The sequence below is a fragment of the Nocardiopsis sp. iso_186 genome (genome assembly GCF_056173365.1).
Window position 1 is genome coordinate 4,670,878 of sequence record NZ_CM149670.1, and the last position, 26,198, is coordinate 4,697,075.

General features: G+C 68.6%; 20 protein-coding genes. 8 read left to right on the plus strand and 12 right to left on the minus strand.

The window, feature by feature from the left end; all coding sequences use genetic code 11:
- Positions 1-29: 29 nt before the first annotated feature.
- The gene (cysC, locus tag AC0VYP_RS20545) at positions 30-1,529 is read right to left on the minus strand and encodes an adenylyl-sulfate kinase (protein WP_475471311.1); all 1,500 of its coding nucleotides are present in this window, start codon (positions 1,527-1,529) and stop codon (positions 30-32) included.
- Between the two features lie 159 nt (positions 1,530-1,688).
- Positions 1,689-2,465, minus strand: coding sequence for a class I SAM-dependent methyltransferase (locus tag AC0VYP_RS20550; RefSeq protein ID WP_475471312.1), 777 nt, complete (start codon positions 2,463-2,465; stop codon positions 1,689-1,691).
- A 164-nt stretch (positions 2,466-2,629) separates the two neighbouring features.
- Here AC0VYP_RS20550 and mfd point away from each other — a divergent pair, with 164 nt between their 5' ends.
- The 8 genes from mfd (at position 2,630) to AC0VYP_RS20590 (ending at position 15,454) form a co-directional block, all read left to right on the plus strand.
- Complete coding sequence (gene mfd / locus AC0VYP_RS20555; protein ID WP_285757714.1) at positions 2,630-6,211, plus strand: transcription-repair coupling factor; 3,582 nt, start codon at positions 2,630-2,632, stop codon at positions 6,209-6,211.
- 482 nt (positions 6,212-6,693) lie between these two features.
- Positions 6,694-8,289 carry a Wzz/FepE/Etk N-terminal domain-containing protein gene (locus AC0VYP_RS20560; protein WP_475471314.1) on the plus strand — a complete coding sequence of 532 codons (1,596 nt, stop codon included), beginning with the start codon at positions 6,694-6,696 and terminating at the stop codon, positions 8,287-8,289.
- Positions 8,290-8,315: 26 nt separating this feature from the next.
- On the plus strand, positions 8,316-9,626 hold the full coding sequence (locus tag AC0VYP_RS20565; RefSeq protein ID WP_475471315.1) for a ligase: 1,311 nt from the start codon (positions 8,316-8,318) through the stop codon (positions 9,624-9,626).
- Positions 9,623-10,855, plus strand: coding sequence for an aminoglycoside phosphotransferase (locus AC0VYP_RS20570; protein ID WP_285757718.1), 1,233 nt, complete (start codon positions 9,623-9,625; stop codon positions 10,853-10,855). Before AC0VYP_RS20565 ends, AC0VYP_RS20570 begins: the two co-directional genes overlap by 4 nt.
- Positions 10,856-10,950: 95 nt before the next feature.
- Entirely contained in the window at positions 10,951-11,808 is an 858-nt protein-coding gene (locus tag AC0VYP_RS20575) for a sulfotransferase family protein (protein ID WP_475471316.1), read from the plus strand.
- Positions 11,805-13,367 carry a lipopolysaccharide biosynthesis protein gene (locus tag AC0VYP_RS20580; RefSeq protein WP_475471318.1) on the plus strand — a complete coding sequence of 521 codons (1,563 nt, stop codon included), beginning with the start codon at positions 11,805-11,807 and terminating at the stop codon, positions 13,365-13,367. The genes AC0VYP_RS20575 and AC0VYP_RS20580 overlap by 4 nt, the downstream gene beginning before the upstream one ends.
- A 138-nt stretch (positions 13,368-13,505) precedes the next feature.
- Positions 13,506-13,964, plus strand: coding sequence for a PssD/Cps14F family polysaccharide biosynthesis glycosyltransferase (gene pssD, locus AC0VYP_RS20585; protein WP_285757720.1), 459 nt, complete (start codon positions 13,506-13,508; stop codon positions 13,962-13,964).
- Positions 13,961-15,454, plus strand: coding sequence for a glycosyltransferase (locus tag AC0VYP_RS20590; RefSeq protein ID WP_475471320.1), 1,494 nt, complete (start codon positions 13,961-13,963; stop codon positions 15,452-15,454). The genes pssD and AC0VYP_RS20590 overlap by 4 nt, the downstream gene beginning before the upstream one ends.
- Positions 15,455-15,519: 65 nt before the next feature.
- Here AC0VYP_RS20590 and AC0VYP_RS20595 read toward each other — a convergent pair whose 3' ends face one another.
- From AC0VYP_RS20595 to AC0VYP_RS20640, 10 genes are all read right to left on the minus strand, one after another.
- Positions 15,520-16,734, minus strand: a complete 1,215-nt coding sequence (locus AC0VYP_RS20595; RefSeq protein WP_285757722.1) for a glycoside hydrolase family 26 protein — start codon at positions 16,732-16,734, stop codon at positions 15,520-15,522.
- Between the two features lie 129 nt (positions 16,735-16,863).
- Positions 16,864-17,688: a sulfotransferase family protein gene (locus AC0VYP_RS20600; RefSeq protein ID WP_285757723.1), complete on the minus strand. Its 825-nt coding sequence runs from the start codon at positions 17,686-17,688 to the stop codon at positions 16,864-16,866.
- A 109-nt stretch (positions 17,689-17,797) separates the two neighbouring features.
- Positions 17,798-18,718 carry a sulfotransferase gene (locus AC0VYP_RS20605; RefSeq protein ID WP_475471322.1) on the minus strand — a complete coding sequence of 307 codons (921 nt, stop codon included), beginning with the start codon at positions 18,716-18,718 and terminating at the stop codon, positions 17,798-17,800.
- A gap of 38 nt (positions 18,719-18,756) precedes the next feature.
- Positions 18,757-20,025 (minus strand): sulfate adenylyltransferase subunit 1, encoded by a 1,269-nt coding sequence (locus AC0VYP_RS20610; RefSeq protein ID WP_475471323.1) that lies wholly within the window; start codon positions 20,023-20,025, stop codon positions 18,757-18,759.
- A 60-nt stretch (positions 20,026-20,085) separates the two neighbouring features.
- Positions 20,086-21,018: a sulfate adenylyltransferase subunit CysD gene (cysD, locus tag AC0VYP_RS20615; RefSeq protein WP_285757726.1), complete on the minus strand. Its 933-nt coding sequence runs from the start codon at positions 21,016-21,018 to the stop codon at positions 20,086-20,088.
- A 44-nt stretch (positions 21,019-21,062) separates the two neighbouring features.
- Positions 21,063-21,854, minus strand: coding sequence for a 3'(2'),5'-bisphosphate nucleotidase CysQ (locus AC0VYP_RS20620; RefSeq protein ID WP_285757727.1), 792 nt, complete (start codon positions 21,852-21,854; stop codon positions 21,063-21,065).
- 5 nt (positions 21,855-21,859) lie between these two features.
- Positions 21,860-23,329: a sugar transferase gene (locus tag AC0VYP_RS20625; RefSeq protein ID WP_475471325.1), complete on the minus strand. Its 1,470-nt coding sequence runs from the start codon at positions 23,327-23,329 to the stop codon at positions 21,860-21,862.
- Between the two features lie 310 nt (positions 23,330-23,639).
- Positions 23,640-24,302, minus strand: a complete 663-nt coding sequence (gene pth / locus AC0VYP_RS20630; RefSeq protein WP_432707423.1) for an aminoacyl-tRNA hydrolase — start codon at positions 24,300-24,302, stop codon at positions 23,640-23,642.
- A 32-nt stretch (positions 24,303-24,334) separates the two neighbouring features.
- Complete coding sequence (locus AC0VYP_RS20635; RefSeq protein ID WP_285757731.1) at positions 24,335-24,967, minus strand: 50S ribosomal protein L25/general stress protein Ctc; 633 nt, start codon at positions 24,965-24,967, stop codon at positions 24,335-24,337.
- A 262-nt stretch (positions 24,968-25,229) separates the two neighbouring features.
- Positions 25,230-26,198: a ribose-phosphate diphosphokinase gene (locus AC0VYP_RS20640; RefSeq protein WP_285757732.1), complete on the minus strand. Its 969-nt coding sequence runs from the start codon at positions 26,196-26,198 to the stop codon at positions 25,230-25,232.

Below are 26,198 nucleotides of genomic sequence, written 5' to 3' on the forward strand. Positions count from 1 at the left end.
CACCGGACCAGCGTGTCGGAGGGTCTTGCTCAGGGCATCGCGTCGGGCAGCCAACCGCCCTCGCGCAAGGCCGTCACGACCTGGTTGACCGAATCCGCCTCGGCCGCCCCCGCGGTGTCGATGACGAGGTCGGCGTCATGGGGTTCCTCATAGGGATCGGAGATCCCGGTGAACTCGGGGATCTCGCCGGCGCGCGCCTTGGCGTAGAGGCCCTTGCGGTCGCGGGTCTCGCACACGTCGAGCGGCGTGGCCACGTGCACGAGGAAGAAGTCCCCGGTCTCCTGGGCCATACGGCGCACCTCGGCGCGGGTGGCGGTGTAGGGGGCGATGGGCGCGCACACCGCGACACCGCCGTGTCGGGCGATCTCGGCTGCGACGTAGCCGATACGGCGGATGTTGAGGTCGCGGTCGGCGCGCGAGAAGGTCAGCCCCGCTGACAGCATCCGGCGCACTACGTCCCCGTCCAGGAGCGTGACGGTACGGCCGGTAGCCCGCACGGCCTCGCTCACCCCGCGTGCGATCGTGGACTTTCCCGAGCCGGACAGTCCCGTGAAGAACAGGGTGAGTCCGCGGCGGGTCCGCGGAGGACGCATCCGGGCCATCGCCGCGGCGACCGGCTCCGGAGTGAACCACGGAGGCAGTTCCCGCCCGTGCACCAACTCCGTCTCCACCTGCTCGGCGGTGAGTTCGGCCCGGACGCGGTCGGGTGCGATCCGGTCGGCCGGACGCCAGGATTCGGTGTCGGTGTCGTAGCCCCATTCCTGCTCGGGCAGGACGACCACGGGGGTGGGCGACGCGTCGGTCGCGCTGCTCTCCCGGGTTTCGAGCAGCACATGGGTGGCACCGTAGGCGGCTGCCACGTGCACGGCGAGCAGCGCGCGGCGCTGCGCGGGCAGCGGGGGCCCTCCGTCGGTCCAGGCCGCCGGCAGGGTGACGACGGTGTACCGGGTTTCCTCGGGCAGGAGGGGACGGGCGGCCAGGACCGCGGGTGCCGCGGCCTCGTCGTCGAAAGGTGCGTCGATGAGGACGAGCAGATCGGGGGCGGTACCGCCGATCCCGTCGAGAGCGGCGTGGATACGGGTCAGTGCCCGATGGTGCAGCGCCTGGTCGGTGACCACTGCGAGCATCGGACGCGTGCGATCGGCGCGCTCCCGGCGCACCTGCTCCGGGGTGTGGCGCAGGGCGCGCAGCACTCCGTGGGCGGGCGGTGCGGCCCGGTGCAGCCGGCCTGCCAGCCTGGCTCCCCCCGCACGGCGCCCCTCGGTGACGTCGAGTTCGGCCAGGGGGGCGCCCTCGGGGTCGGTGAGGGTGATGCTGTTGGTGTCGGCGAGCTCGTCGGACACGGTGAGGACGACCGGGACCGGCCAGACGGCGCCCGGGGGCGGTGGTCCGTCGGTGGCGAGTTCGGCGGCCTCGGCGACCGTCATGAAACCTGGGAGCGGGCACACGCCGGAGAGGATCAGCTCCAGATGGGCCAACCCCTCCGGTCCCGGGGTGAAGGCGGGCGGGTCACCGGCGGGCCGGGTCATGCGTGCTCCCTACGTCGTCGCTGGCGGCGCGCGGCGCGCCGTCCCCATTCTGGCCGAGGCCGCCCGGGGCGGCGCGGTCCGGGGTTGTCCACAGGCGGTGGACGCACCCGGCCCGCTTGTCGGGCGGTCGGCCAGAATGATGGGGGACGACGTGGAAGTTCAGGACTTGCGCAGGACGAAAGCGAGGTTGTTGTGCCTGGCGGTGAGACGGCCGAGCGACGCGGCGGCGACCGTGCGCAGTCCGGCGTTGACGATCGGGGCCATCCGGCCGAAGTAGCGCAGGTGGTGGTTGCACGAGAGCGTCTGCAGCACCTCTACTTCATTGCGCGCGCAGTAGTCGAGCACCCCCCGGTAGGAAACCACCCGGTCGTAGACGGTGGGAAACGGGCCGAACCCTGGCCGCCCCGCGTTCACCCGGCCACGGACATGACGCTTGTAGGCCACGTGCAGGCCGAACGGAGCGATCCGGGTCAGGAATCCGTACACCGAGTCGCGGTCGGGGATGCGCAGGAGCAGGGTCCCGCCCGGCCGCAGTGCGGCGAACAACCGGTCCAGGACCTGTTCGGCGCCGGACACGTGCTCCAGCACCCAGGAGCAGAACACCACGTCGTAGGCTGCTTCGGGCAGTTCCACGGTGCGCAGGTCACCCACGATCGCCTCGTGCAGGTCGGCGCGCTCGTCGATGCGCATGCGCAGGCTGCGCCCGTCGGCGTCGATTCCGGTGATGTGCGGGGTCACCCCCTCGACCTCCACCGTGCCCAGCGTCCACTGCCGGCCGCAACCGGCTTCCAGGATCCGCAACTCGGTGGCGCCGCGCTCGTCGCGGACGCGCACCCCCGCCTCATGGATGCGCTGTCGAAAAACCTCGGTGTCGTACTCGGGAGTGGGCTGAGCCCTGAGGGGCGGAACAGCCCGGGTCGATTGAGCGTTACTCATGGTGAGCAATCATGCCGGTCACACGCTGTGAGCGGTGGCGAATCCGGGTACAGCCGGTGTGGCGCCACGCGTAGGCTGTCTACGGGGAGCACACCGAATCCGTGGCCGGCGCGTTTCTACCGCCGTGCGGCAGGCACCTTCCATCAAACGCCCCACTTGGTGATATGAGCCTTTCTGGACTTCTCTCCGTCGTCGCCGGTGACCCGGCCCTGAGCAAAGCGATCGCGACCGCGCGAGGCGGCCATGATCCCCGTCTCGACATCGTCGCGCCAACCGCCCTTCGCCCCTTTCTGGTCGCAGGGCTGGCCGTTGACGCCCCGGTGGGCGCCGGGCGTCCGGTTTTGGCCATAACCGCTACTGAGCGTGAGGCATCCGATCTCACCGAGGCGCTGGGATCCCTGCTGCCGGAGAGCTCCGTCGCGCTGTTTCCCGCGTGGGAGACCCTGCCGCACGAGCGCCTGTCGCCGAGGTCGGACACCGTCGGTCAGCGCCTGGCAGTACTGCGGCGCCTGGTCCACCCCGATCCCGCCGACCCGCTGACCGCACCGCTGCGCGTGGTCGTCGCCCCGATCCGCGCAGCCCTGCAACCGCTGGTGGCGGGGTTGGGCGACCTCAAACCGGTACGGTTGCGCGCCGGCGACGAGGCCGAGCTGGACACCGTGGTGCAATCCCTGGTCTCAGCGGGGTACGCACGGGTCGATCTCGTGGAGAAGCGCGGCGACATCGCCGTGCGCGGCGGAATCCTGGATGTCTTCCCCCCGACCGAGGAGCACCCCCTACGGCTGGAGTTCTGGGGCGACTCCGTGGAGGAGATCCGCTACTTCCAGGTCGCCGACCAGCGTTCCATGTCCGCCACGGAACGCTCCGGCGACGACGCCGCGGCCGGACTGTTCGCCCCGCCGTGCCGGGAACTTCTGCTCACCGACGAGGTCCGGGCCAGGGCCCGCGCATTGAGCGAGGAGCACCCCTCCCTCGCCGACATCCTCGGCAAGCTCGCCGAGGGCATCTCGGTCGAGGGCATGGAGGCGTTCGCCCCGGTCCTGGCCGAGCGCATGGAACTGCTGCTGGACCTCCTGCCCGAGGGCGCCCACGTTCTGGGCTGCGACCCCGAGCGCATCCGCACGCGCGCCACGGAGCTGGTGGCCACGAGCCAGGAGTTCCTGGACGCGTCCTGGATCAACGCCGCCTCCGGTGGCGAGGCCCCGATCGACCTGGGCGCCTCGGCCTACCAGTCCATCGCCGACCTCCGGCTGCGCGCGAGCGAACTGGACCTTCCGTGGTGGACGGTCACTCCCTTCGACCCGGGCGCCGGTTCCGCCGATGACGACGACTCGGTCCTGGTGGGGGCCACCTCAGCGGACGCCTACCGTGGCGACACCGAGCGCGCCCTCGCCGACGTCAAGTCCTGGCTGCACGACGAGTGGCGGGTCGTGCTGCTCACCCAGGGACAGGGCCCTGCCGAGCGGCTGGTCTCCATGTTGCGCGACGCGGGTCTGGGCGCACAGCTGCGCCCGGATCTCCCCGGACCACCGGATGCCTCGGTGGCCACGGTCACCACGGGGCTGATCGAGCACGGTTTCGTATGGCGCTCGGTGCGCATGGTGGTCCTCACCGAGACCGACCTCGCCGGACAGCGCTCATCCACCCGTGACATGCGCAAGATGCCCAGCAGGCGGCGCGGCGGCATCGACCCGTTGCAGCTCAAGCCGGGCGACTACATCGTGCACGAGCAGCACGGCGTGGGCCGCTACATCGAGATGGTGAGCCGAAGCGTCCAAGGCGCCACACGCGAATACCTGCTGATCGAGTACGCACCGTCCAAGCGCGGCCAGCCCGGCGACCGGTTGTTCGTCCCCACCGACCAGCTCGACGAGGTCACCCGTTATGTCGGCGGGGACGCGCCGTCGCTGTCCAAGATGGGCGGCGCCGAGTGGACCAAGACCAAGAACCGGGCACGCAAGATCGTCCGGGAGATCGCCGGTGACCTGATCCGGCTGTACTCGGCGCGCCAGGCGTCTCCCGGGCATGCTTTCGCCCCCGACACCCCGTGGCAGCGCGAGCTGGAGGACGCCTTCCCCTACGTGGAGACGCCGGACCAGCTCGCGGCTATCGACGAGGTCAAGGGCGACATGGAGAAGGCCCTGCCCATGGACCGCTTGATCTGCGGCGACGTGGGTTACGGAAAGACCGAGGTCGCGGTCCGGGCGGCGTTCAAGGCCGTGCAGGACGGCAAGCAGGTGGCCCTGCTGGTGCCCACCACCCTGCTGGTCCAGCAACACCTGTCCACGTTCAGCGAGCGTTATGCCTCCTTCCCCGTCACGGTCAAGCCGATGTCGCGGTTCCAGAGCGACTCCGAGATCGCCGCGACCCGCGAGGGCATGCTCTCGGGCGAGGTGGACGTGGTCATCGGGACCCATCGCCTGCTCTCCGCCGAGACGAAGTTCAAGAACCTGGGCCTGGTCATCATCGACGAGGAGCAGCGCTTCGGCGTCGAGCACAAGGAGTCGCTGAAGCGGCTGCGGACCCAGGTGGACGTACTCGCGATGTCGGCGACCCCCATCCCCCGCACCCTGGAGATGGGGCTCACCGGCATCCGGGAGATGACCACGATCCTGACCCCGCCCGAGGAGCGGCACCCGGTGCTGACCTTCGTGGGGCCCTACGACGAGAAGCAGATCACCGCGGCCATCCGGCGTGAACTGATGCGCGAGGGCCAGGTGTTCTTCGTGCACAACCGGGTGGCATCCATCGACAAGGTCGCGGCCACCCTGCAGCGCCTGGTTCCCGAGGCCCGGGTGGCCTACGCCCACGGGCAGATGAACGAGCAGCAGCTGGAGAAGGTGATGGTCGATTTCTGGGAGAAGAACTTCGACGTCCTCGTCTCCACCACGATCGTGGAGTCGGGGCTCGACGTCCCCAACGCCAACACCCTCATCGTTGACCGTGCGGACAACTACGGCCTGTCCCAGCTCCACCAGCTGCGCGGCCGGGTCGGGCGCGGTCGGGACCGGGCCTACGCCTACTTCCTGTACCCGGCCGACAAGCCCCTGACCGAGACGGCGCACGAGCGATTGGCGACGGTCGCCCAGCACACCGAGACCGGCGCGGGCATGTACGTGGCGATGAAGGACCTGGAGATCCGCGGAGCGGGCAACATCCTCGGGGCCGAGCAGTCGGGCAGTATCGCCGGAGTGGGATTCGACCTGTACGTGCGCATGGTCGGTGAGGCGGTGCGCGAGCTCAAGGGTGACCCGAACTCGGTCCAGGAGGTCGAGACCAGGGTCGAACTCCCCATCGACGCCCACATTCCACACGACTACGTTCCGGGCGAGCGGTTGCGTCTGGAGGCCTACCGGCGTATCGCGGGGGTCGGCGGGGAGGCCGACATCGCGGCGGTACGCGAGGAGTTGGCCGACCGGTACGGTGAGCCACCGCGCCCGGTGGACAACCTGCTTGCCGTGGCCCGTTTCCGTGTGCTGGCCAAGAGCGCGGGACTGACCGACGTCATCATGCAGGGCAGCCAGGTCCGGTTCGCCCCCGTGGAATTGCGCGAGTCCCAACAACTGCGGGTCCGCAGGCTCTACCCCAAATCCCTGCACAAGGAAACCACCAAGACGCTGCTGGTCCCGGCCCCCAAGAGCGGCGGACTGGGCGGTAAGCCGCTGCGCGACCTGGAACTGCTCACCTGGGCCGCGGACCTGGTGGCGGCCGTGTTCGAACCGCAGAAGAAGCGCCCCGAGGGCTGATGCGCCCCATGTCGGCGCCATAGGGCGAGGACACCCGCCCGGGTAGGCCCGGCCCCTCGAAAAACGAGGGGCCGGGCCTACCCGGTCATCAGACGGTCGAAGCCCGCTCGTCTGCCCACGTGTTCCTCCTGCCGTTTCACCGAGCAGACGCTCGCTGTGCTCGGGCCCCTCTCAAACACCGCGACCCGCACGAGGGGGCGGGGACGGGCCTGTTCTGTGCCGATCTGCGGGCCCACGTCCGAGGAACAGCCGGGGCGCACCCTTTGGGGACGGACAGCACCGGGCAGGGCTGGCATTCGTCCCCGCTCTGTGTTTCGGTCGCGGCCGGCCCGGCGTCAAATTCCTTGCCGGTTCCGCCGCTTCACCGAACTCTCGATGATGGCAAACCCTGCACACGATCAACTCGACTACTCTTAGTGTTTAAGAAATTACCAAACGTGTCAGTCGAGATGTGTTGACCGAAGAAGTAGGGACGCTCCCCGATGGATACCCCCGCCCCCGGACCGGAACTCACCGACTACGCGGCCACACTGCGACGCCGCTGGTGGATCATCGCTGCCGCGATGGCGCTCGGTCTGACCATCGCGGCGCTGGCCCTGGTGGTCGTGCCCCGTACCTACACCGCCACCACCTCGGTACAGGTACGACCGACCGGGCTGGCCGACCTCACCGGCGAACGTTCCGGCCGCACAAACGGCGAGGTCAACCTCGATACCGAAGCCCAACTCGTGGCATCCGCCGAGGTCGCCTCCGCCGCGCTGAAGAAACTGGGCCGCGTCGAGGACATCACCGAGTTCCGCAACCGGGTGAACGTCAGTGTCCCGCCCAACAGCAGCGTGCTGGACATCGCCTACTCCGACTCCGGCCCCGAGCTGGCTCAGCGGGGCTCCACGGCGTTCGCCAGCGCCTACCTGGAGTACCGGGCGGAACAGGTGGACCAGCAGATCGACGCCCGGGTCACCGCACTGACCAGCGAACTCAGGCAACGGGAGGCTGCACTGGGTCGCGCGTCCGACCGCGCCGACTCCGCGACCGGGGCGGCTCAAGTACGTGCCGAGACCGAACTCGGATCCGTACAGAACGAGATCACCGAACTCGGCAAGCAGATCAACCCGCTCAAGGCACTGCGCGAGTCCCTGCTGCCCGGACAGGTCATCACCGCCGCCGTCGCCCCCGACTCCGCGAGTTCCCCGATACCGGCCATGTGGCTGGGCAGCGGACTTCTGCTCGGTCTGGTGGCCGGAGTCGCGGCCGCCTACCTGCTGGACCGCCGCGACTCCCGTCTGCGGTCGGTGGGCGACGCCCGGCGCCACGGCGCGGGCCCTGTCCTGTTGGACCTGCGCGCGACCGACGCCGCAGCGGGCATCCTGGACGCCACCAGCCGGGCCGGCCAAGGCTTCCAGGAACTGGCGCACACGCTCGGCGCCCGTCTGGGTGCGGGCGACCACGTACTCCAGGTGTCAGCGCTGTCCTCCGGCTCCTCCGGGGCCGTGGTGGCGGTGAACCTGGCCGCCGCGCTGGCCCGCGTCAACGCCGGGGTCCTGCTGGTGTGCGCCGACCCAGGCGATGCGACCGCCTCCCGGTTGCTGGAGGCCCAGGGGCCCGGACTGACCGAGGTACTGATCGAGGGAGCCGATACGAACGCCCTGGAACAGCATCCGGTCCGCACCCCGGGGCTGCGGTTGCTCTCCTCTGGCCAGGACCCCGACCGCGCGGCAGGCCTGCTCCAGCGCGAGGTCATGATCACCACCCTGAACAAGCTGCGGGGCAGGGCCCGCTACGTGCTTGTGCTGACCGCGCCGATCAGCGAGCGCGCCGACGCCCACGCCATGGCCCCGGCCTGCGACGCGGTACTGACCGTGGTGGAACTGGGCCGAACGCGCCGTGAGGACCTGACCGGGGGCCTGGACCGGCTCAAGCACATCGGGGCACGGATGCTGGGCACGGTCACCGTGGCGACGCTCCACGCCTCCACTCCAGCGCCTAGGGAACAGGCTCCCCCGGTACGCGCTCCCAAGGCAGCCACGGGCGCGCACGACACAGCGGAGTCCTCCGCCGACCTCGCACCGCAGCGGTGACGCACCTCCTGCGCCCGGGGTGGCCAGTGGTGTGGTTGACGGCCGGATACCCGCTCTGGTGGGCGCTGGGACTGGGGCAGTTCGCGTTCTGGCTGTTCGCGGTGCCGATGGTGATCGAACTGGTCCGGCGCCACCACGCGGGACGTCCGCTGTTCCTACCCTCCGGGTTCACCCTGTGGGTGCTGTTCCTGGTCTGGTCGGTGGCCGGACTGGTCCTGGTGGGGCTGACACCGGCGGGCGCTCTGGCGGGCACCGGCGGGATGCTGGGCGCGATCATGCGCATCATCACCTACCTGGCGCTGACCGTGCTGATGCTCTACGTCGGCAACCTGTCGCGGACGGAACTGTCTGACCTGCGCATCGCCCGCGCGCTTGGCTGGCTGTGCCTGGCGACCGTGGCCGGTGGCCTGCTGGGGACCTTCTGGCCCTACTTCGAGTTCACGTCCTTGGTGGAGATGCTGCTCCCCGGGTCGCTGGCCGGGGAGTCCTACGTCCAAGCGCTCGTCCATCCCTCCGCCGCCCAGATCATGGACGTGCTGGGGTACGAGTCGCCGCGCCCCAAAGCTCCCTGGGAGTACACCAACACCTGGGGCAACATGCTGTCACTGCTCCTCATCTGGCTGGTGGTCGGCTGGGTTGCGCGGGGCAGCACCCGGAGGCAGCTGATCGGCGTGGCGGCCATCGCGGTCTCGGTCGTCCCCGTCGTCTACTCGCTCAACCGCGGCCTGTGGGTGGGGTTGGCACTATCGGTGGCCTTTGCACTGGTGCAGTTGCTGCGTCGCGGCAGGATCGCGGCCGTGTCGCTGTGCGCGGGGGCGGTGGCACTGGCGCTGGCCGCGGTCCTCGTCTCACCACTGCTGGACATCTTGCAGGAGCGCGCGGACAACCCGCACAGCGACGACGGCCGCGCGGTGGCCAGCGCGGCCGCGCTGCGTGCGGCGGGCGACTCGCCGGTCGTGGGCTGGGGAACGACCCGCGCCGCGTTGGGCAGCGGTTCCTCCATCGCGATCGGCAAGTCCCCCGAGTGCCCGCAGTGCGGCAACAACACGATCGGCAACAACGGGCAGTTGTGGTTGCTGCTGATCGCGAACGGCTGGGGCGGAACCCTGCTCTTCCTGGCCTTCTTCGCGCAGGCCGCGTGGCGTCACCGTGGCGACCTCTCCCTGGTCGGCTCGGCTTCGCTGCTGAGCATCCTGCTGCTGTTCTGGTACATGTTCTTCTACGTCGCGTTGACGGCGCCGCTGGCCGTCTCGATGATCGCCGTTGCCCTGCTGTGGCGGAGGTCGAGAGAGAAGACGCCAACGGTGGTCTCGACGCTGGAAAGTGGCGTGCGATGACCGGCGAGACAACCTACCTGACCGACCTCGCCGAGGTGCTCTGGCCGTGCGGCGGTCTCCTCGACCGTGGTTCCGGCGAAGAACCCGGGACGCCCGGCTCGCGTGGCGCGCCTGTGCGCGTTTACCTGCCGGTTCCCTCCGCCCACGATCCGCGGGTGATCATCCCCGCCGCCAACCGTTACGCCGCTGTGCGCGGTATCTCGGCGTTCGCGCAGGGCCACTCCCTCCGGGAAAAACTGCGCACGGGCCTGCTGACCACGGCGTTCGCCAGTGGGGTGGCTCCGCTGCTGCTGCGCGACCGGCTGCGGGTCGGCTCGGGCCAGGGGATCGAACACGCGCTTTCGGGTGCGCTGGACCGGGAGCTGGTGATCGTCATCCATGTCGGTCCGCCCCGCGCGAACCGCAAACCCGTCCTCCTGCTCCTCACCCCCAAGGGCCGCATCGTGGGGTACGCGAAGGTCGGGGTGAACGCGTTGACCTCGCGCCTGGTCGCTGCCGAGACCGTGGCGTTGAGACGCCTGCTGGACTCGGTCCTGCCCGATGTCACCGTGCCTCGCCTGCTTCACGCGGGCGAGTGGAACGATCGTCCCCTGCTGGTCCAGGAGGCGCTGCCTGTAGGCGATCAGACCGACCGGCCCACCCGTCGCCAATTGCTGCGCTGCGTCGTCCAGGTGGCGGCACTGGAACCGATCGCCGAACGGCTGGTCTCCGCCTCGCCCTACCGGCGCACCCTTGTCGAGCGAATTACCGCCCTGGGCCAGCGGCCCGAGGCCGATGCGCTGCGCGCGACCCTGGAGCGGCTGCCCGACGTCCGGGTGCCTTTCGGGGCCTGGCACGGCGACCTCACCCGGTGGAACGTGGCCAGCACCTCGCGACGGGCGTTCGTATGGGACTGGGAACGGCTGACGTTCGACGTCCCGGTGGGCTTCGACGCGCTGCACTACGAACTCAACGAGTCGGTCCAGGCCGGCGTGCATCAGGGGGTGCACCGCTGGCTGGACAGTGGCGCGCGCCTGCTGCGGGACCCGATGCTGGCCGCGACCGGGCTGAAGTCGCGTGCGGTGCCCACCGTGATGGCGCTCTACCTGATCGACCTGGCGACACGCTATCTGCACGACCGTCAGGCTGAGGCGGGCGCGAAGCTCGCAGCCGTGGACGACTGGCTGCTGCCGGCTCTCGCCGGGCTGGAGGAGCGTGCCGCCCACGAGGCGGCCACCGCCCGCCCCTGACCGATGGCCGTCCCGGTTCGCCCGGCGAGCGGCTTTCCCCTGTCAAGCGCGCCCGGACCGGCGCGCCGGCCCTCCGAGCAAGGAGCCTGTGACGTATGACCGCAACCAACCGCCCCGGACCCGCCGTGTCTGCCGCCAAGAACGCTATGCGTGCCGCAGCAGGAGTGTTCGGCCAGTTGACCCGGTGGAACCGGGTCCTTCCCGATTTCCTGATCGTGGGCACCCAGCGCGGTGGGACGACCTCGCTGTTCAAGGCCCTGGTGCAGCACCCGCTGGTCGAGGGGCCGACCTTCCGCAAGGGCGTGCACTACTTCGACGTGAACCACCATCGGGGGCCGGCGTTCTACCGGGGGCACTTCCCCACGCGCAAGTCGGCCCTGCCCCCCGTCCAGGTCTGCGAGTCCAGCCCGTACTACATGTTCCACCCGCTGGCCCCCGAGCGGATCGCTCGGGAGCTGCCCGACACGAAGATTCTGGTGGCGCTGCGCGACCCGGTGGAACGCGCCTACTCCGCCTACGTGCACGAGCGGGCCAGGGGCTTTGAGACCGAGACGTTCGAACGCGCTCTGGAACTGGAGCCCGAGCGGCTGGCCGGGGTCGAGGAGTGGTTGGCTGCCGACCCCTGCGCCTACTCGCACAGCCATCAACATCACGCCTATCTGTCACGAGGCCAGTACGTGGACCAGTTGGAACGTTTGGAGAAGCACGTGGGGCGCGATCGCATCCACGTCGTGGAAAGCGAGTCGTTCTTCCGGCAGCCGGAGGAGAACTTCGAGGTGATCGCCGGTTTCCTCGACCTCCCCCAGCATTCGGGCATCCGGTTCGAGCGTCACAACGCACGGCCGCGCAGCAGCATGGACCCGGCCCTGCGGGATCGGCTGCGCGCCCATTTCACGCCTTATGACGAGCGGCTGGCCCAGTGGTGGGGGCGCATGCCCGGTTGGCGACGATGAACGACCCGGGACCGAAGACGCAGCAACGGCCGACGGGGGCCGCACCGACCGCGACGAGCGGAGACTCCGCCGGATTGGGCCGGGTGGCGCGGGGCGGGGCCGTCAACATGGCCGGGGCGGTGTGCGGGGCCGCGCTGAACGTCGGACTCGTGGTGGTCGTGGCGCATATGTTTCCCCAGGAGACCGCCGGCGTGTTCTTCTCCGCGACCTCGGTGTTCCTCATCGTGCTCGCGGTGGCCAACCTTGGCACCTCCAACGGCCTGGTGTACTTCATCGCGCGACTGCGCGCCCTGGGAGCAGGCGGTCAGAGCCTGGGAGTGCTACGGCTGGCGTTGAGACCGGTGGTGGCGGTGGCCCTGCTGGTCGGTGCGGCTCTGGCATTACTGGCCGAACCGCTCGCGGGGCTCCTGGGCAGCCAGGATGCCGCCGCCTATCTACAGGTGCTGGCGATCTTCCTGCCGTTTGCCGTCTATGCCGATGCCGCACTGGCAGCGACCCGCGGCTTCAACGACATGCGGGCGACGGTGGTCCTGGACAAGGTGGCCCGTCCCGCCGCGCAGTTGGCCCTGCTGGGCGCACTGGCCGTGTGGGGCGGCGCAGGACTGTTGACAGTGGCCTGGGTCGGCCCGTACCTTCCGGTCGCGATCCTGGCCTGGTGGTGGCTGCGCCGGGTCCTGCGTGTTGCGGAGCGGGAGGAAACCGCACCACTGCCCGTGGGGCCGAAGGTCGTGGACGCACGGACTTTCTGGGCTTTCGCTCTGCCCCGATCGGTGGCCAGCATCGCCCAGATCGGGATCCAGCGCAGCGGAATCGTCCTCGTCGCGGTCCTCCAGGGGGCGGCCGAGGCGGCGGTGTTCACGGCGGCGACACGGTTCATGGTGGTCGGTCAGTTCGCGACACAGGCCATCCAGTTCGCGGTGCAGCCGCGCCTGGCCGAACTGTTGGCGATACGCGACCACAAGGGCGCAGCCACCCTGTACCAGGCCGGCACCGCGTGGCTGGTCTGCCTGACCTGGCCGCTCTACCTGCCCGTCATCGTGTATGCGCCGCTGCTCCTGCACTTGTTCGGCGCGGACTACGCGGCAGGCGCCGGTGTGCTGGTAGTGGTCTCGGCTGCGATGTTGGCGTCCTCTGCCTGTGGCATGGGGGACCTGGCCCTGACGATGGCGGGGCGCACCGGCTGGAACCTGTTCAACAACATCCTGGCGCTTGTGGTGAGCGTGGTGGTGTGCGTGGTCCTGATCCCGTGGATCGGGGCGGTGGGTGCGGCTCTGGCGTGGGCTGCGGCCGTGTTGGTGCGCAATCTGCTGCCGTTGGCGCAATTGCACCGTTCGCTGGGGCTCCAGCCGCTGAGCCGGGCCTGGCTGGTGGCCGTGGGTGCGTGCCTCGTCTGGTTCGGCCTGGTCCCGCTGGGCGCCAACGCGGTCCTGGGCGCCGGGGCGGGCTCGCTCGCAGTGGCAATGCTGGTGGGAGGCGCCGGGTACGCGGCCACACTGTGGCGATTGCGGTCGGTGCTGGCGCTGGAGGGATTGCTGCGCCGGCGCCCCACCGCACGGTGAGTGCCCGAGGCGGTCGGTGCTGGTGCCTGCGCAGTGGCAGAGGCATTCGTCCTTATTGCAGGGGATTCTCTACCCGCAAACGATGTTCATTACTTCAAGTAATGATTAAATCACTCTCAGTTATGAGACTATTGGGCTATGTCTTCAGCCCCTGTCCTGCTCGTCGCCTCCAGTGGAGGCCACCTGGCCCAGCTGTGGCCGCTGCGGCCATGGTGGACCACCCACGAGCGCGTCTGGATCACTTTCAAAACCCCCGATGCCGTTTCCGCACTGGCGGGCGAGACCGTCCACTGGGCCTACCACCCCACCACGCGCAACGTCGTCAACCTGGTCCGCAACACCTTCCTGGCGCTACGCGTATTCGCCCGGCACCGTCCCCGCGTCGTGGTCTCCACCGGTGCGGGCGTGGCCGTGCCGTTCTTCGTCCTGGCCCGGCTGCTGCGCGTGCCGACCGTCTACATCGAGGTCTACGACCGGATGGACACCCCCACCCTGACTGCGCGGCTGTGCCGCCCCTTCACCCGCCTCTTCCTCGCCCAGTGGGACGAGCAGCGTGAATTCATGCCGACCGCGATCACCGTAGGGCCACTGCTATGAGCGAACTGCCCGCCGTCGAGGCCGACGCGCGTCCCCTCGTCCTCGTCACCATCGGCACCGACCACCACCCCTTCACCCGCCTCCTGGACTGGGTCAACGACTACGCCGAACGACGTCCCGGCATCCAGGTGCTGGTGCAGCACGGGGCTTCCCGGGCGCCGGTGCACGCCGAGGGCGTGGACTTCGTGGACCGGCAACGCCTCGACGAACTGATGGCCCGGGCAACCGTCGTGGTCACCCATGGCGGACCGGCCACCATCACCGAGGCCCGCCGTCAGGGTCGGTTGCCACTGGCCGTGGCCCGCGACCCCGAACTCGGCGAGCACGTCAACGACCACCAGCTGCGCTTCGTGTCCCGCTTGGACGACGCCGGCCTGGTGCGCTCCTGCGGCAGCTCACAGCAACTGTGCACCACCCTGGACAAGGCATTGGCCCAGCCCGGCGATTTCCGCCTGGAAGACGATGCGGAGGACCGCTCCGGCGCAGCCGCCCGGCGGGCAGGAGAACTGATCGACCTGCTCAGCGCCGTACGCTGGCCCTCGGAACCACGCCCGCTTCCCCGTTCCGGCCAGGCATGGGCGAAATGGCCGGACGTGACCGTGGTGGTGCCCACCAAGGACCGTCCCGAGTTGCTGCGCGCAACCCTGCGGGCGATCGCCGCACAGGACTACCAGGGAACCATCATCACCCTGGTCGTCTACGACCACGTGGCCCCCGACCACTCGCTGGCCGGCGGCTCCGGCGATCGCCCGATCCTGGTGCTGTCCAACACGATGCGCCAAGGGCTGGCCGGAGCGCGCAACACCGGTGTCCTGGCCGCCGAGACCGACCTCGTGGCGTTCTGCGACGACGACGACACCTGGCTCCCGCACAAACTGCGCACCCAGGTCGAGGTTCTGCGCGCCGAACCGGACACCGAGATCGTCTGCTCGGGAATCAGGGTCGCCTACGGCGACCACGAGTCCGAACGCATCCTCAGGCGCACCAGCATCACCTTCGCCGACCTGTTGCGCTCCCGGCTGACCGAACTGCACCCCTCGACGTTTTTGATCCGACGCGACGCCATGGTGCACGGATGCGGCCTGGTCAGCGAAGACATCCCCGGCAGTTACGGCGAGGACTACGAACTTCTGCTGCGCCTGGCCCGGCGCGCCCCTGTGCGCAACATCCCCGAAGCGGGAGTACGGGTGCTCTGGCACCCCAGATCGCACTTCACCGGACGCTGGGAGATGATCTCCACCGCGCTGCGCTGGCTGCTCGCCGAATACCCCGAGTTCCGGTTGGACCCGCGCGGATACGCGCGCGTCTGCGGCCAGATCGCCTTCGCAGAGGCCGCGGCCGGACAGCGCGACGCGGCGCTGTCGTGGTCACTCGACACGCTTCGCGCTCGCCCCGCGGAGGCACGTGGATACCTGGCCCTGGCCGTGGCCTGCGGTGTTCCGGCCACGACGGTGCTGCGGATGCTGCACAAGCGCGGCAAGGGCGTCTGAGCCCAGAGCGCCCGGTGGTCGGCCGATCAGCCACCGGGCCCCGCCCGATGCGGGCACACACCGCACTAGTAGCGCAGCTCGAACTGGTCCAGCATCGACAGCGCGGAATTGACGGCTTCCCTCGCCTGTTCGGGAAGGTTCACGTACTCGTCCTGGCCCGCCTGGACGAATCCGGCCCGTGCATAACGGTTGTTGAGCAACCGGAAGTCGCAGGTCGGCCCCAGGGTGTTGTCCCAGAACTTGACCGCCCGCACCCGCTCGTATTTGCGCAGCACATCAGGGATCTCGGCGTACCACTCCTGCGTTGCCCGAGGGTTGCCGGGGATCGGCACGGTTCCGGCCTCTCCGATCATCACCGGCTTGTCGGGGTCGATGCCGTGGCGGGGGCCCTGTTCCTGGATCCACTCGTACATCGGCGCCATCGCCTCTTCGAAGGACTGCACGTGCTTCCACCTCGGCTGGTGGGGACAGCCGGTCATGTTGTACGCCTCCCAACTGATCCAGTCCACGTAGTCGTTGCCGGGCCACAGGCCGGGCAGCCGGGCGAAGTTTCCGGGATAGCCGGTCACGTTCCACACGAAGATCGCGTTGTCGGCCCCGTAGTCGCGGTAGACGTCCACGACGTGCTGCCACGCCTGGACGAACTGGTCGGGCGTGCCACGGGTGTTGTAGCGCTTGTTGGCGTCGGCCTCGTGGTCGAAGGTGACGAACACCGGCAGCCCCAGATCGGCGATCTGGCGGGCCTGCGCCCGCAGCGGACCGTCGAACTGCCCGCGGGTGATCTGGCGGTAGCGCAGGGGCGGATGCCCGTTCTGGTCGAAGCGACGGGCCTCCACGTTGACGTGCAGGTAACGCCCCTCGTTTGCGAACGCGCGCTCCTTCGCCGTGGGAAAGTTGCGTTGGTCGATGCCGTGCCAGGTGTAGACGATGTCCATGGGACGCCCCGCAGCGCGCTCCAACCCGGCGACGTTGTTGCGATAGGGACTGACCCCCCACCACACCCCGCAGGACGGCTCCAGGATCTCCGTGACGTCGCAGACCGGGTCGGTCGAGGCGGTGACACCCGAGGGCGACGGACCGGGCTCCAGCAGCGGACTCATCGACGCACTGGGGGCCGGTGGCTCGGGCGAGAGCGCATCTGCGGACGCCCCGGCGCTGACGGTTGTTCCTGGCTCGGCTGTCGGCGACTCCGGAGGAACCTCGTACACGCTCGCGGGTTGGATATCCGCAGTGGCGCACCCGGTGAGCAGCAGGGTCGCCACCACCATGGCAGCGCCCAACCGCTCGCTCCGGCACCTTTCGACGGGCGGTCCGCAAAGGCCCGCAGACCCGTACAAGTTCTCCGTAATCGCGGAGTTCGATATTCCGCGCATAGACTCATAGTTACCATATGCGCTCGAAAATTAACGCTAAGTAACCGAGAGTGCGCCCTGCGCGGCGAGTCGCGTGGACTCCGGGTTCAACGCCGTGAAGTCGCCCAACCGGTACCCGAAACGCTCCACCCGCTCTGCGAACCGCTGCTCCATCCGGTTGCAGCTGGCCCTGCGTCCCGGGTGAACCAGGCTGCGGTAGGAACGCCACTGCCGCTGGTAGCGGTCGCAGTGGTGAGCGTCCATCCCACCCGCCGGAACCGGCCCGGTCAGCTCGAGGAAGTCACCCACCCCGGCGAGAACCCGCTCCGGTTCGGTCACCAGCTCCTCGTAGCGCACGATGTGCAGACGCTCGACGAGGAGCGCGTCCATGGCGGCCAGCTCGTGCGCGTGCAGCCAGTGGGCGACCAGGGACTGGATCGGCAGGTCACGATGGCGCGCCTGGGTGGCCAGCGCGACCGCAACGGGGTGGCGGACCACCATCACGAACCGGGCCTGCGGGTACAGGTGCAGCAGGTAGCGCATCATGATCAGGTTGGGCGCGGACTTCTCCACCAGCACGTCGCGGGTGAGGTCCCACTCCGGGGCCCACTGCTCGAAGAGCCGCTGAGCGGTGGAGACCCGGCACAACGGACGCTCCTCGGTGAGATGCGCACGCGGATCGAAGGCGAACAGCCCAGGCCCCCCGTAGGCGGCATCACGAGGATAGACCGACTGCATGTGCTGCCCCTCGCACCCGGGGGCGTCGGCACCGGCCAGCAGGCTGACCTCCGGATGCCGCGCAAGGTGCTCGGCCAGCAGCGTCACGCCGCTTCCGTGCAACCCACCGGTGAACACCATGCGGTGATCGCTCGGCATGCTCATCGCGCTCACTCCAACGAAAAAAGCGCCCGCGGCGATCGTCCGGGCACGCCGGCGGACCGCGGGAATCGCATCAGGATGATTGTGGGGCGCAGACCGGTCGCATGTGCGACTAGTACCCGTACCGCCATCGCGCGGGCGCGGTCAGCGCGGACACCGTGAAACGGTGCCGAAAAGCGAGACTACTCCTCCATGAGGAGTCCGCGCGCACAGAGACCGAACCTGTGGTGAAACGCATTGGATTCCCAGAAACGGTATGCCCCGCAGAGAGCGTCGCATTCCCCTGCGCGTCCACGGGCAGAACACCGCGATACCCGATGAACGAGGCGATCGAGGCGAACTCCGCCTCGGGCGCGGCGGCGAAGTCCTCGTAACGGACCCGTTGGGTGGGCACTCCGCGTCGGGCCAGTGCCGCCAACACCCCGTTCTGCGTCATCCATTGCACCGCGGTACGCACCGGAGGGTAGCGGGCCATCTCCTGTTCGGGACTGGTCGCCGTGGCCTCCGGCCGGGGCACCCGCCTGGACCAGGAGTGAGCAACCGCACGCGGATCGCGCACCACGTGCAGCATCCGCATCCGCCGGTGGTAGCGCAATCGCAGGCAGGCGGCCAGCGAGGCGTGCTTGCTGGAGTTGACGACCACCCTGCAACCACTGACCTGTGCAATCGCAGCGTAGAGGCGGTCGTAGAGCGCGGTATAGCGGTGGACGAGGTCGGGGTGCCCGCCCGGCTCGGCCCTGAGCAGCCCGGGAACGAACCTGGTGCGGTCAACCGCGTCCTTCAGCGCCAGGACCTCGTGCGCGTCAACCCGGCCCCAACCGCCGAACGCCTCCGCTCCCACGGCACGCCAGAACGAGCAACCGCTGAACGGCTCCCCGCAGCCGCACCATTCGTCGTCAACGAGACTGCGCCGCCACATGTGCACGACCTCACCGACCGAGCAGACCCCGGGCAGTTCGCCGAGGAGCCGTTCGATCAGCGTCAACCCCGACCGCCCGATGCCCCCGACGAATACCAGCTCATAATCACTCACAGGCAGTGACACTACTACCGTGAGTGACAATTACACGCCTACTCGGCGCGGACGATCATCCCGGCCCCGACCGTCGCATTGGTCCCCTCGTCGATGAGGATGAATCCGCCGGTCAGCCGGTTGCGCTTGTACTCGTCGGCGAACAGCGGCTGGGTGACCCGCAGATTGACCCGACCGATCTCGTTGAGACCGAGGCCCTCCGCCCCCTCGTCTCGGTGGAGCGTGTTGACGTCGAGCCGGTAGAGCAGGTCGCGCACCACGACCTTGGCGGTTCTCGTGGTGTGCTTGATGATGAGCTTCGTACGCGGGGTGAGCGTACGGTTCTCCGACATCCAGCAGACCATCGCGTCCACGTCCTGGGTGACGTTGGGCCTGTTGTTGGGGCGGCAGATCATGTCACCGCGGGAAATGTCGATGTCGTCGTCGAGCAGCAGGGTCACCGACATCGGCGCGAACGCCTCGGCGATCTCCCCGTCGGCGGTGCGGATGCTCTTGATCCGGGTGTTGAGCCCCGAAGGGAGGTGGGTGACCTCGTCACCGGGCTTGAGCACACCCCCCGCTACCTGGCCCGCGTAACCGCGATAGTCGTGCAAGCCGGGGTCGTCCGCCCGGTTGGGCCGAATCACGTACTGCACCGGGAAGCGCACGTCGATCAGGTTGCGGTCCGAGGCGATGTGCACGTTCTCCAGATGGTGCAGCAGCGACGGACCGTCGTACCACGTCATGTTGAGCGAGCGTTCCACCACGTTGTCGCCGTGCAGGGCCGACAGCGGGATGAAGGTGAGGTCGGTGATGTCGAGCTTGGTGGCGAACGCCGAGAACTCCCGCTTGATCTCCTCGAAGCGCTCCTGGGAGTAGTCCACCAGGTCCATCTTGTTGACCGCGAGCACCAGGTGCGGCACCTGGAGCAGGGTCGCCAGGAAGGCGTGGCGCCGACTCTGCTCCTGCAGCCCCTTGCGTGCGTCCACCAGGATGATCGCCAGATCGGAGGTGGAGGCACCCGTCACCATGTTGCGGGTGTACTGGATGTGGCCGGGCGTGTCGGCGATGATGAAAGTGCGCCGCGGAGTCGCGAAGTAACGGTAGGCGACATCGATGGTGATGCCCTGCTCGCGCTCGGCGCGCAGGCCGTCGGTGAGCAGCGCGAGGTTGGCGGTCTCCTCGCCGCGGGTGCGGCTGGTGCGCTCCACGGCGTCGTACTGGTCCTCGAAGATCGACTTGGAGTCGAAGAGGAGCCGGCCGATCAGGGTGCTCTTGCCGTCGTTGACCGAGCCGGCCGTGGCGAACCGCAGGATGTCAGTACTCATGTGCAGCCAGTCCAAGTGCGTGTGCGCGGGTGGTTGGGGGTGATGGACGCTCGGCCCGGGCTAGAAGTAGCCCTCGCGCTTGCGGTCCTCCATCGCGGCCTCGCTGGCGCGGTCGTCAGCTCGGGTCTGGCCTCGCTCGGTGATCCGCGTGGCGGCGATCTCGGCGATGACCTCGTCGAGCCCGGTCGCCGTGGAACGCACCGCACCGGTACAGGTCATGTCGCCGACCGTGCGGTAGCGCACGGAGGTCTCGAAGACCTCCTCGTCGTCGTCACGCGTGATGACCGGGGTGTCGGCCAGCAGGATGCCGTCGCGCTCGAACACCCGGCGCCGGTGCGCGAAATAGATGGAGGGCAGTTCGAGGCCCTCGCGGGCGATGTAGCCCCACACGTCCAGCTCGGTCCAGTTGGACAGCGGGAACACCCGGATGTTCTCGCCCCGGTTGACGCGGGTGTTGAAGGTGCTCCACAGCTCGGGGCGCTGGTTCTTGGGATCCCACTGGCCGAACTCGTCCCGGAAGGAGAAGACCCGCTCCTTGGCGCGTGCTTTCTCCTCGTCACGGCGCGCACCGCCGAACGCGGCGTCGAAGCCGTTGTCCTCGATCGCCTCCAGCAGCGCGGCGGTCTGCAGCCGGTTGCGGCTGGCCCAGCGCCCAGTGGGCTCGGTGACCTTGCCCGCGTCGATCTGCTCCTGGACCGAGGCGACCACCAGCCGCACACCGGTCTCGGCGACACGGCGGTCGCGGTATTCGATGACCTCGTCGAAGTTGTGACCGGTGTCAACGTGCATCACCGGGAACGGGATGGGAGCCGGCCAGAACGCCTTCTCCGCCAGGCGCATCATCACGATGGAGTCCTTGCCGCCCGAGAAGAGCAGCACCGGCCGCTCGAACTCGGCGGCGACCTCGCGCATGACGAAGATGGCCTCCGCCTCGAGGAAATCAAGCTGTGAGAGCTGGTACCGCCCGAGGGCCGGCTGACTGGCCTGACTCATGAATCCGCCTCATGCTCACTTCGCTCGCGAGGGCCGAGAAAGCCTCAACCACCCGCGTGTGGACCCGCGCTGTCCAGGTCCGCGGCATTGCGGACACTGGCCAACAACATACTCGACAATTCCGGTCGGCATACAAGGATATCGGGTAGGTAGGGATCCGCGTCGTTGTAGGTCAGGTTAGCGCCGTCGATCCGGGATGCGTGCAGGCCGGCGGCCTTGGCAACCGCCACCGGAGCGGCGCTGTCCCACTCGTACTGCCCGCCCGCGTGGATGTAGATGTCGGCGATCCCGAGCAGCACCGCGCAGATCTTCGCCCCCGCCGACCCCATCGGAACCAGTTCCGCACCCATCCGGGTCGCCAGGCGCTGCACGAACTCCGGCGGCCGGGTACGACTCGTCGTGATGCGCAACCGTTGCTCGGACGGCCGCTCCTCCGGCAGCCACGGCGGATCCACCGTGGACAGGGTGCTCCCCTGCGCGGGCAGTGACACAGCCCCCGCGGCCAACTCCCCGTTCTCCCACAGCGCCACGTGCACGGCCCAGTCCACCCGGCCCGGCTCCGAGAACTCGCGGGTGCCGTCGAGCGGATCGATGATCCAGACCCGCCGCGCGGTCAACCGCGCCGGATCGTCCGCCCCCTCCTCGGAAAGCACGGCGTCACTGGGACGCAGCCGCCCCAACGCGGAGAAGAGGAACTCGTGCGAAAGGCGGTCCCCGAGCGTGCGCAGCACCTCGGGCTCGTCGAACCCACCACGCGCGCGCAAGCGCAGCAACTGTTGTCCCGCCTCGATGGCGAGATCGCGCGCGACCTCATGATCATTTCTGATGGTGCTCACCAGACTCAGTATGCTCCCGCCCCACGGATAACCGCTGAACACGTTTTCCACAGAATCTGGACGTCCAACGTCAACGACCAGTTTTCCACGTACCGCAGATCCAGACGCACCGATTCCTCCCACGAAAGATCGGAACGGCCGCTCACCTGCCACAATCCTGTCATCCCCGGCTTCACGACCAACCTGCGCCGGACGTCGTAACCGTACTTGGCCACCTCCTCCGGCAGCGGCGGCCGGGGCCCCACCAACGACATGTTGCCCCTGAGCACATTGACCAACTGAGGCAGCTCATCCAATGAATATCTGCGCAGCCATGCCCCGACCGGCGTGACACGCGGGTCCCTGCGCATCTTGAAGAGCACCCCGTCGTGCTCGTTTCGTTGACGCAGCAAGGCTTTGAGGGAATCCGCGTTGACGACCATGGTACGAAACTTGTAAAGGGTGAACTCGGCCCCGTCCTTGCCGACCCTGGTCTGTCGAAACAACGCGGGCCCGGCTCCCCCTCTGCGGATCAACAGCACCAGCACTCCGAACAACGGAGCCAGCAGCACCAGCGCCACGGCCGCGGCCACCCGGTCGTAGAGCCCCTTGACCAGACGGCGCCCGCCCGCCAACTCCGGGTGCTCCACATGCAGCAGCGGCAGCCCAGCGACCGGGCGGATCGTGGTGCGCGGCCCCGCGACGTCCATGAGAGCGGGCGCCACCGTGAGATCGGTGCCCGTCTTCTCCAACCTCCAGGCCATCCGGCGCAACTCCACCCCGTCGATCTCCGGGCAGGTCAGAACCGCCACCGTGTCGGCCCCGGTGACCGCCACGGCCGGCGGTACCGATCCGAAGTCACCGTAGACCGGACAGCCCGCGACCTCCGACACCCCGGGCTCGCACTGTCCAGTGGGCAGGCACACGCCCACCACACTCATCCCGTGATAGGGCTCCCGACGAAACTGCATCACCAGTTCGCGCGCCGCCTCCTGATGTCCGACCACCACCACCCGGCGCATGCACGCCCCGTTTCGGCGCTGCCGGTGCAGCCTCTTGCGCCAGGCATAACGCGAAGCCAGGCTCATCACCGTGACCAACGGCAGGACCACCAGGACATAACCGCGGGCCAGGTCGGTGTTCGTGGCATAGGAAACGATCGCCACAGCAGCCGTGAGCATCACCCCCGCACTCAGCACCCGGCGAAACTCCTCGGTGCCGATCCCGATGAAACGACGCTCGTACCCGCCGGCCAGCACGACTGCCGCCGCCCACACGAAAGGCAACAGCACCGACATCACCGCATAGGGCGCCACCTGTTGCGCCCACACACTTCCCCAGAACCGGGCCTCGACAGCCACCAACCCCGACGCGATCGCGCACGACGCGTCGATCGCGAACAATCCCCGCACATACGATTTCGGCCACCCCGCCCCCGACACCGCAACGGGTGCCTGCCACGTGGCAACAGGTTTCACGTCACTGACGACGGCCATGCATTCCTACCTTCGACACCGCCGGCCGCACTGATCCGTTTTCGGGCAGGCTCGCGCAAGGGGGCGACGAACCCAAGAGGAAAGGGGCCAGGGGGCGCGGAACTCGAACCGACCACTGAACAGTAGCTAAATGTAGTCAATAAGTCGCGCGACGTGACGGAAGGTGAGCAGAAAAGGTCCATCCGAGAAAAGGAACTCGGACACTCATTAACAAGAAGGTCCGCCTGCCGGAGGACCGACGGGTTGACTCACGGCACCCCGAAACGGCGACCGCACAGCCGCTGGCCGTTCCCCCGCCAGACCGGCGGGATCAGCCTGCCGTGTGGTAGATCAACTGGGCCTTCTCCAGACCCGACTCCAGAACCGTCTCCACCGCGTCAGCCGCCCGCTCCACATCGACCTCAAGGTCCGAACGCTCCGGACCGGAGAAGTCCCGCAACACGAACGACGCCGCGTCCATCCGCCCCGGAGGGCGACCGATGCCCACCCGCACCCGGATGTACCCCGGATCGGCCAACGAAGCCGAGACCGAGCGCAGACCGTTGTGCCCGCCCGCCCCTCCCCCGCGCTTGAGCTTCAACGCACTGAACGGAATGTCGAGTTCATCGTGGACCACGATCACCCGCTCGACCGGAACCTTGTAGAACGAGCACAGCCCCGCGACCGGCCCTCCCGAAAGGTTCATGAACGACCGCGGCTTCGCCAGCACCACCGGGACACCGGCGATCCGGGTCTCGACGGCCTCCGCGTGCGCCTTGTGCGCCTTCCACCGCTCACCGGCACGGGCGGCCAGCGCGTCAACCACCATGAAACCGATGTTGTGCCGGTTCCCGGCGTACTTGGGACCGGGGTTACCCAACCCCACCACCAGCCAGCGCTCCGAACTCACGGGACTCTCCACGACTCGTGCACGATCCGACGCGGAAAACAGCGACGCGCGGCCCCCCAGCATTCGCTTGAGGAGACCGCGCATCAGTGTGTATCCGAAGACTCGGTGAACCGGTACTAACCGGCGGCCTGCTCCTCGTCCTCAGCCTCAGCGGCGGGAGCGGCCTCAACGGCTGCTTCCTCGTCACCGGTGGTCTCGGGCTCTTCCTCGACCCGCTCGGCGGAGACGGTCGCGACGAGCGCCTCGGGGTCACCGGAGAGCTCGACGCCCTTGGGGAGCTTCAGGTCGGAAGCCGACACCTGGGCGCCGACCTCAAGGCCCGTGACGTCGAACTCGACGCCCTGGGGAATGTGGGTGGCCTCGGCCAGCACCTCGACCTGGACCAGCTCCTGGTTGAGCACGCCGTCGTGGGCGACGTCGCCGGTGAGGGTCACCGGGATCTCCACGGCGACCTTCTCGCCCTTCTTCACGACCAGCAGGTCAACGTGCTCAAGGAAGCCCTTGATGGCGTCGCGCTGCACGGCCTTGGGGAGGACGAGGTTGTCACTGCCCTCGACACCGTCCAGACGCAACAGCACGTTCGGGGTCTTCAGCGCGAGCATCAGGTCGTGGCCAGGCAGGGTGATGTGCCTGGGGTCGGTGCCGTGGCCGTAGAGGACGGCCGGCACCTGGCCCGCGCGACGGGCACGGCGCGCGGCGCCCTTACCGAACTCGGTGCGCGGCTCGGCAGCGATACGTACCTCGGACACGACGGAACTCCTTGGTGTGGATCTTCCCCCGCGGCGACGGGGAAACACGGCTTCTACGAAACAGCCCCGCCTCCATACCAGCGGGAAAGCCCCACCTACGCGGGGAAACACGATCTCGCCGCGCCACTGTCAAGCGGCCCGCGCGAGCGCAGGGATTACCCCACAGACGCGGGGAAGCTCATAGCAGTCTAACGGCTCTCACCGGCGGCTCGTGCACGCGCTGCGGCTGAACGGGGCGAACCCCGCCCAGCCGCCCCGCGGTCTACTCGAACAGACTCGTGACCGAGCCGTCGCTGAACACCTCGTTGATCGCCCGGGCCAGCAGCGGCGCGATCGACAACTGGGTGAGCTTCTCGAACTGACGGTCCTTGGCCAACGGCAACGAGTTGGTGATGACCACCTCGGAGATCCGCGAGTTCTGCAACCGCTCCACCGCCGGACCCGACAGCACTCCGTGGGTGGCCGCCACGATGACCTTGGCCGCCCCCTGCTCGAACAGGGCGTCCGCGGCCTTCACGATGGTCCCCGCGGTGTCGATCATGTCGTCCACCAGCACACAGGTGCGGCCCTTGACCTCACCCACCACCTCGTGGACCTTCACCTCGTTGGCCACATCGGGGTCACGGCGCTTGTGGATGATCGCCAGCGGCGAACCCAACCGGTCGGCCCAACGGTCCGCGGTACGCACCCGGCCCGCGTCGGGCGACACGACGGTCGCCTCCGAGGCGTCCACCTGCGACGCCACGTAGTCGGCGAGAATGGGAAGCGCGAAGAGGTGGTCAACCGGACCGTCGAAGAACCCCTGGATCTGATCCGTGTGCAGGTCCACCGCCATCAGGCGGTTGGCCCCGGCCGTACGGAACAGGTCGGTGACCAGCCGGGCCGAGATCGGCTCGCGGCCCCGGTGCTTCTTGTCCTGGCGGGCGTAGCCGAGGAAAGGCGTCACCACGGTGATGCGCTTGGCCGAAGCCCTCTTCAGCGCGTCCACCATGATCAACTGCTCCATGATCGACTTGTTGATCGGCTCCGAGTGGCACTGGATGATGAACGCGTCGCTGCCCCGGACCGACTCCAGATAGCGGACGAAGATCTCCCCGTTGGCGAAGTCCTGGAACCTGGTCGGGACCACCTCGATGCCCAGTTCCGCGGCCACCCGCTCCGCGAGCTCGGGGTGGGTGCGCCCCGAGAAGAGCATCATCTTCTTCTGGCCCGCGGCCTTCATGCCGGTCAC

What these genes read in the sequence shown, in the direction of transcription:
- AC0VYP_RS20625 (WP_475471325.1), bottom strand. Translation starts at nt 23,329, where the DNA reads ATGGCCGTCGTCAGTGACGTGAAACCTGTTGCCACGTGGCAGGCACCC.
- cysC (WP_475471311.1), bottom strand. Translation starts at nt 1,529, where the DNA reads ATGACCCGGCCCGCCGGTGACCCGCCCGCCTTCACCCCGGGACCGGAG.
- AC0VYP_RS20560 (WP_475471314.1), top strand. Translation starts at nt 6,694, where the DNA reads ATGGATACCCCCGCCCCCGGACCGGAACTCACCGACTACGCGGCCACA.
- AC0VYP_RS20610 (WP_475471323.1), bottom strand. Translation starts at nt 20,025, where the DNA reads ATGAGTACTGACATCCTGCGGTTCGCCACGGCCGGCTCGGTCAACGAC.
- AC0VYP_RS20600 (WP_285757723.1), bottom strand. Translation starts at nt 17,688, where the DNA reads ATGAGCATGCCGAGCGATCACCGCATGGTGTTCACCGGTGGGTTGCAC.
- AC0VYP_RS20570 (WP_285757718.1), top strand. Translation starts at nt 9,623, where the DNA reads ATGACCGGCGAGACAACCTACCTGACCGACCTCGCCGAGGTGCTCTGG.
- AC0VYP_RS20575 (WP_475471316.1), top strand. Translation starts at nt 10,951, where the DNA reads ATGACCGCAACCAACCGCCCCGGACCCGCCGTGTCTGCCGCCAAGAAC.
- AC0VYP_RS20550 (WP_475471312.1), bottom strand. Translation starts at nt 2,465, where the DNA reads ATGAGTAACGCTCAATCGACCCGGGCTGTTCCGCCCCTCAGGGCTCAG.
- AC0VYP_RS20580 (WP_475471318.1), top strand. Translation starts at nt 11,805, where the DNA reads ATGAACGACCCGGGACCGAAGACGCAGCAACGGCCGACGGGGGCCGCA.
- pth (WP_432707423.1), bottom strand. Translation starts at nt 24,302, where the DNA reads ATGCGCGGTCTCCTCAAGCGAATGCTGGGGGGCCGCGCGTCGCTGTTT.
- AC0VYP_RS20590 (WP_475471320.1), top strand. Translation starts at nt 13,961, where the DNA reads ATGAGCGAACTGCCCGCCGTCGAGGCCGACGCGCGTCCCCTCGTCCTC.
- cysD (WP_285757726.1), bottom strand. Translation starts at nt 21,018, where the DNA reads ATGAGTCAGGCCAGTCAGCCGGCCCTCGGGCGGTACCAGCTCTCACAG.
- pssD (WP_285757720.1), top strand. Translation starts at nt 13,506, where the DNA reads ATGTCTTCAGCCCCTGTCCTGCTCGTCGCCTCCAGTGGAGGCCACCTG.
- mfd (WP_285757714.1), top strand. Translation starts at nt 2,630, where the DNA reads ATGAGCCTTTCTGGACTTCTCTCCGTCGTCGCCGGTGACCCGGCCCTG.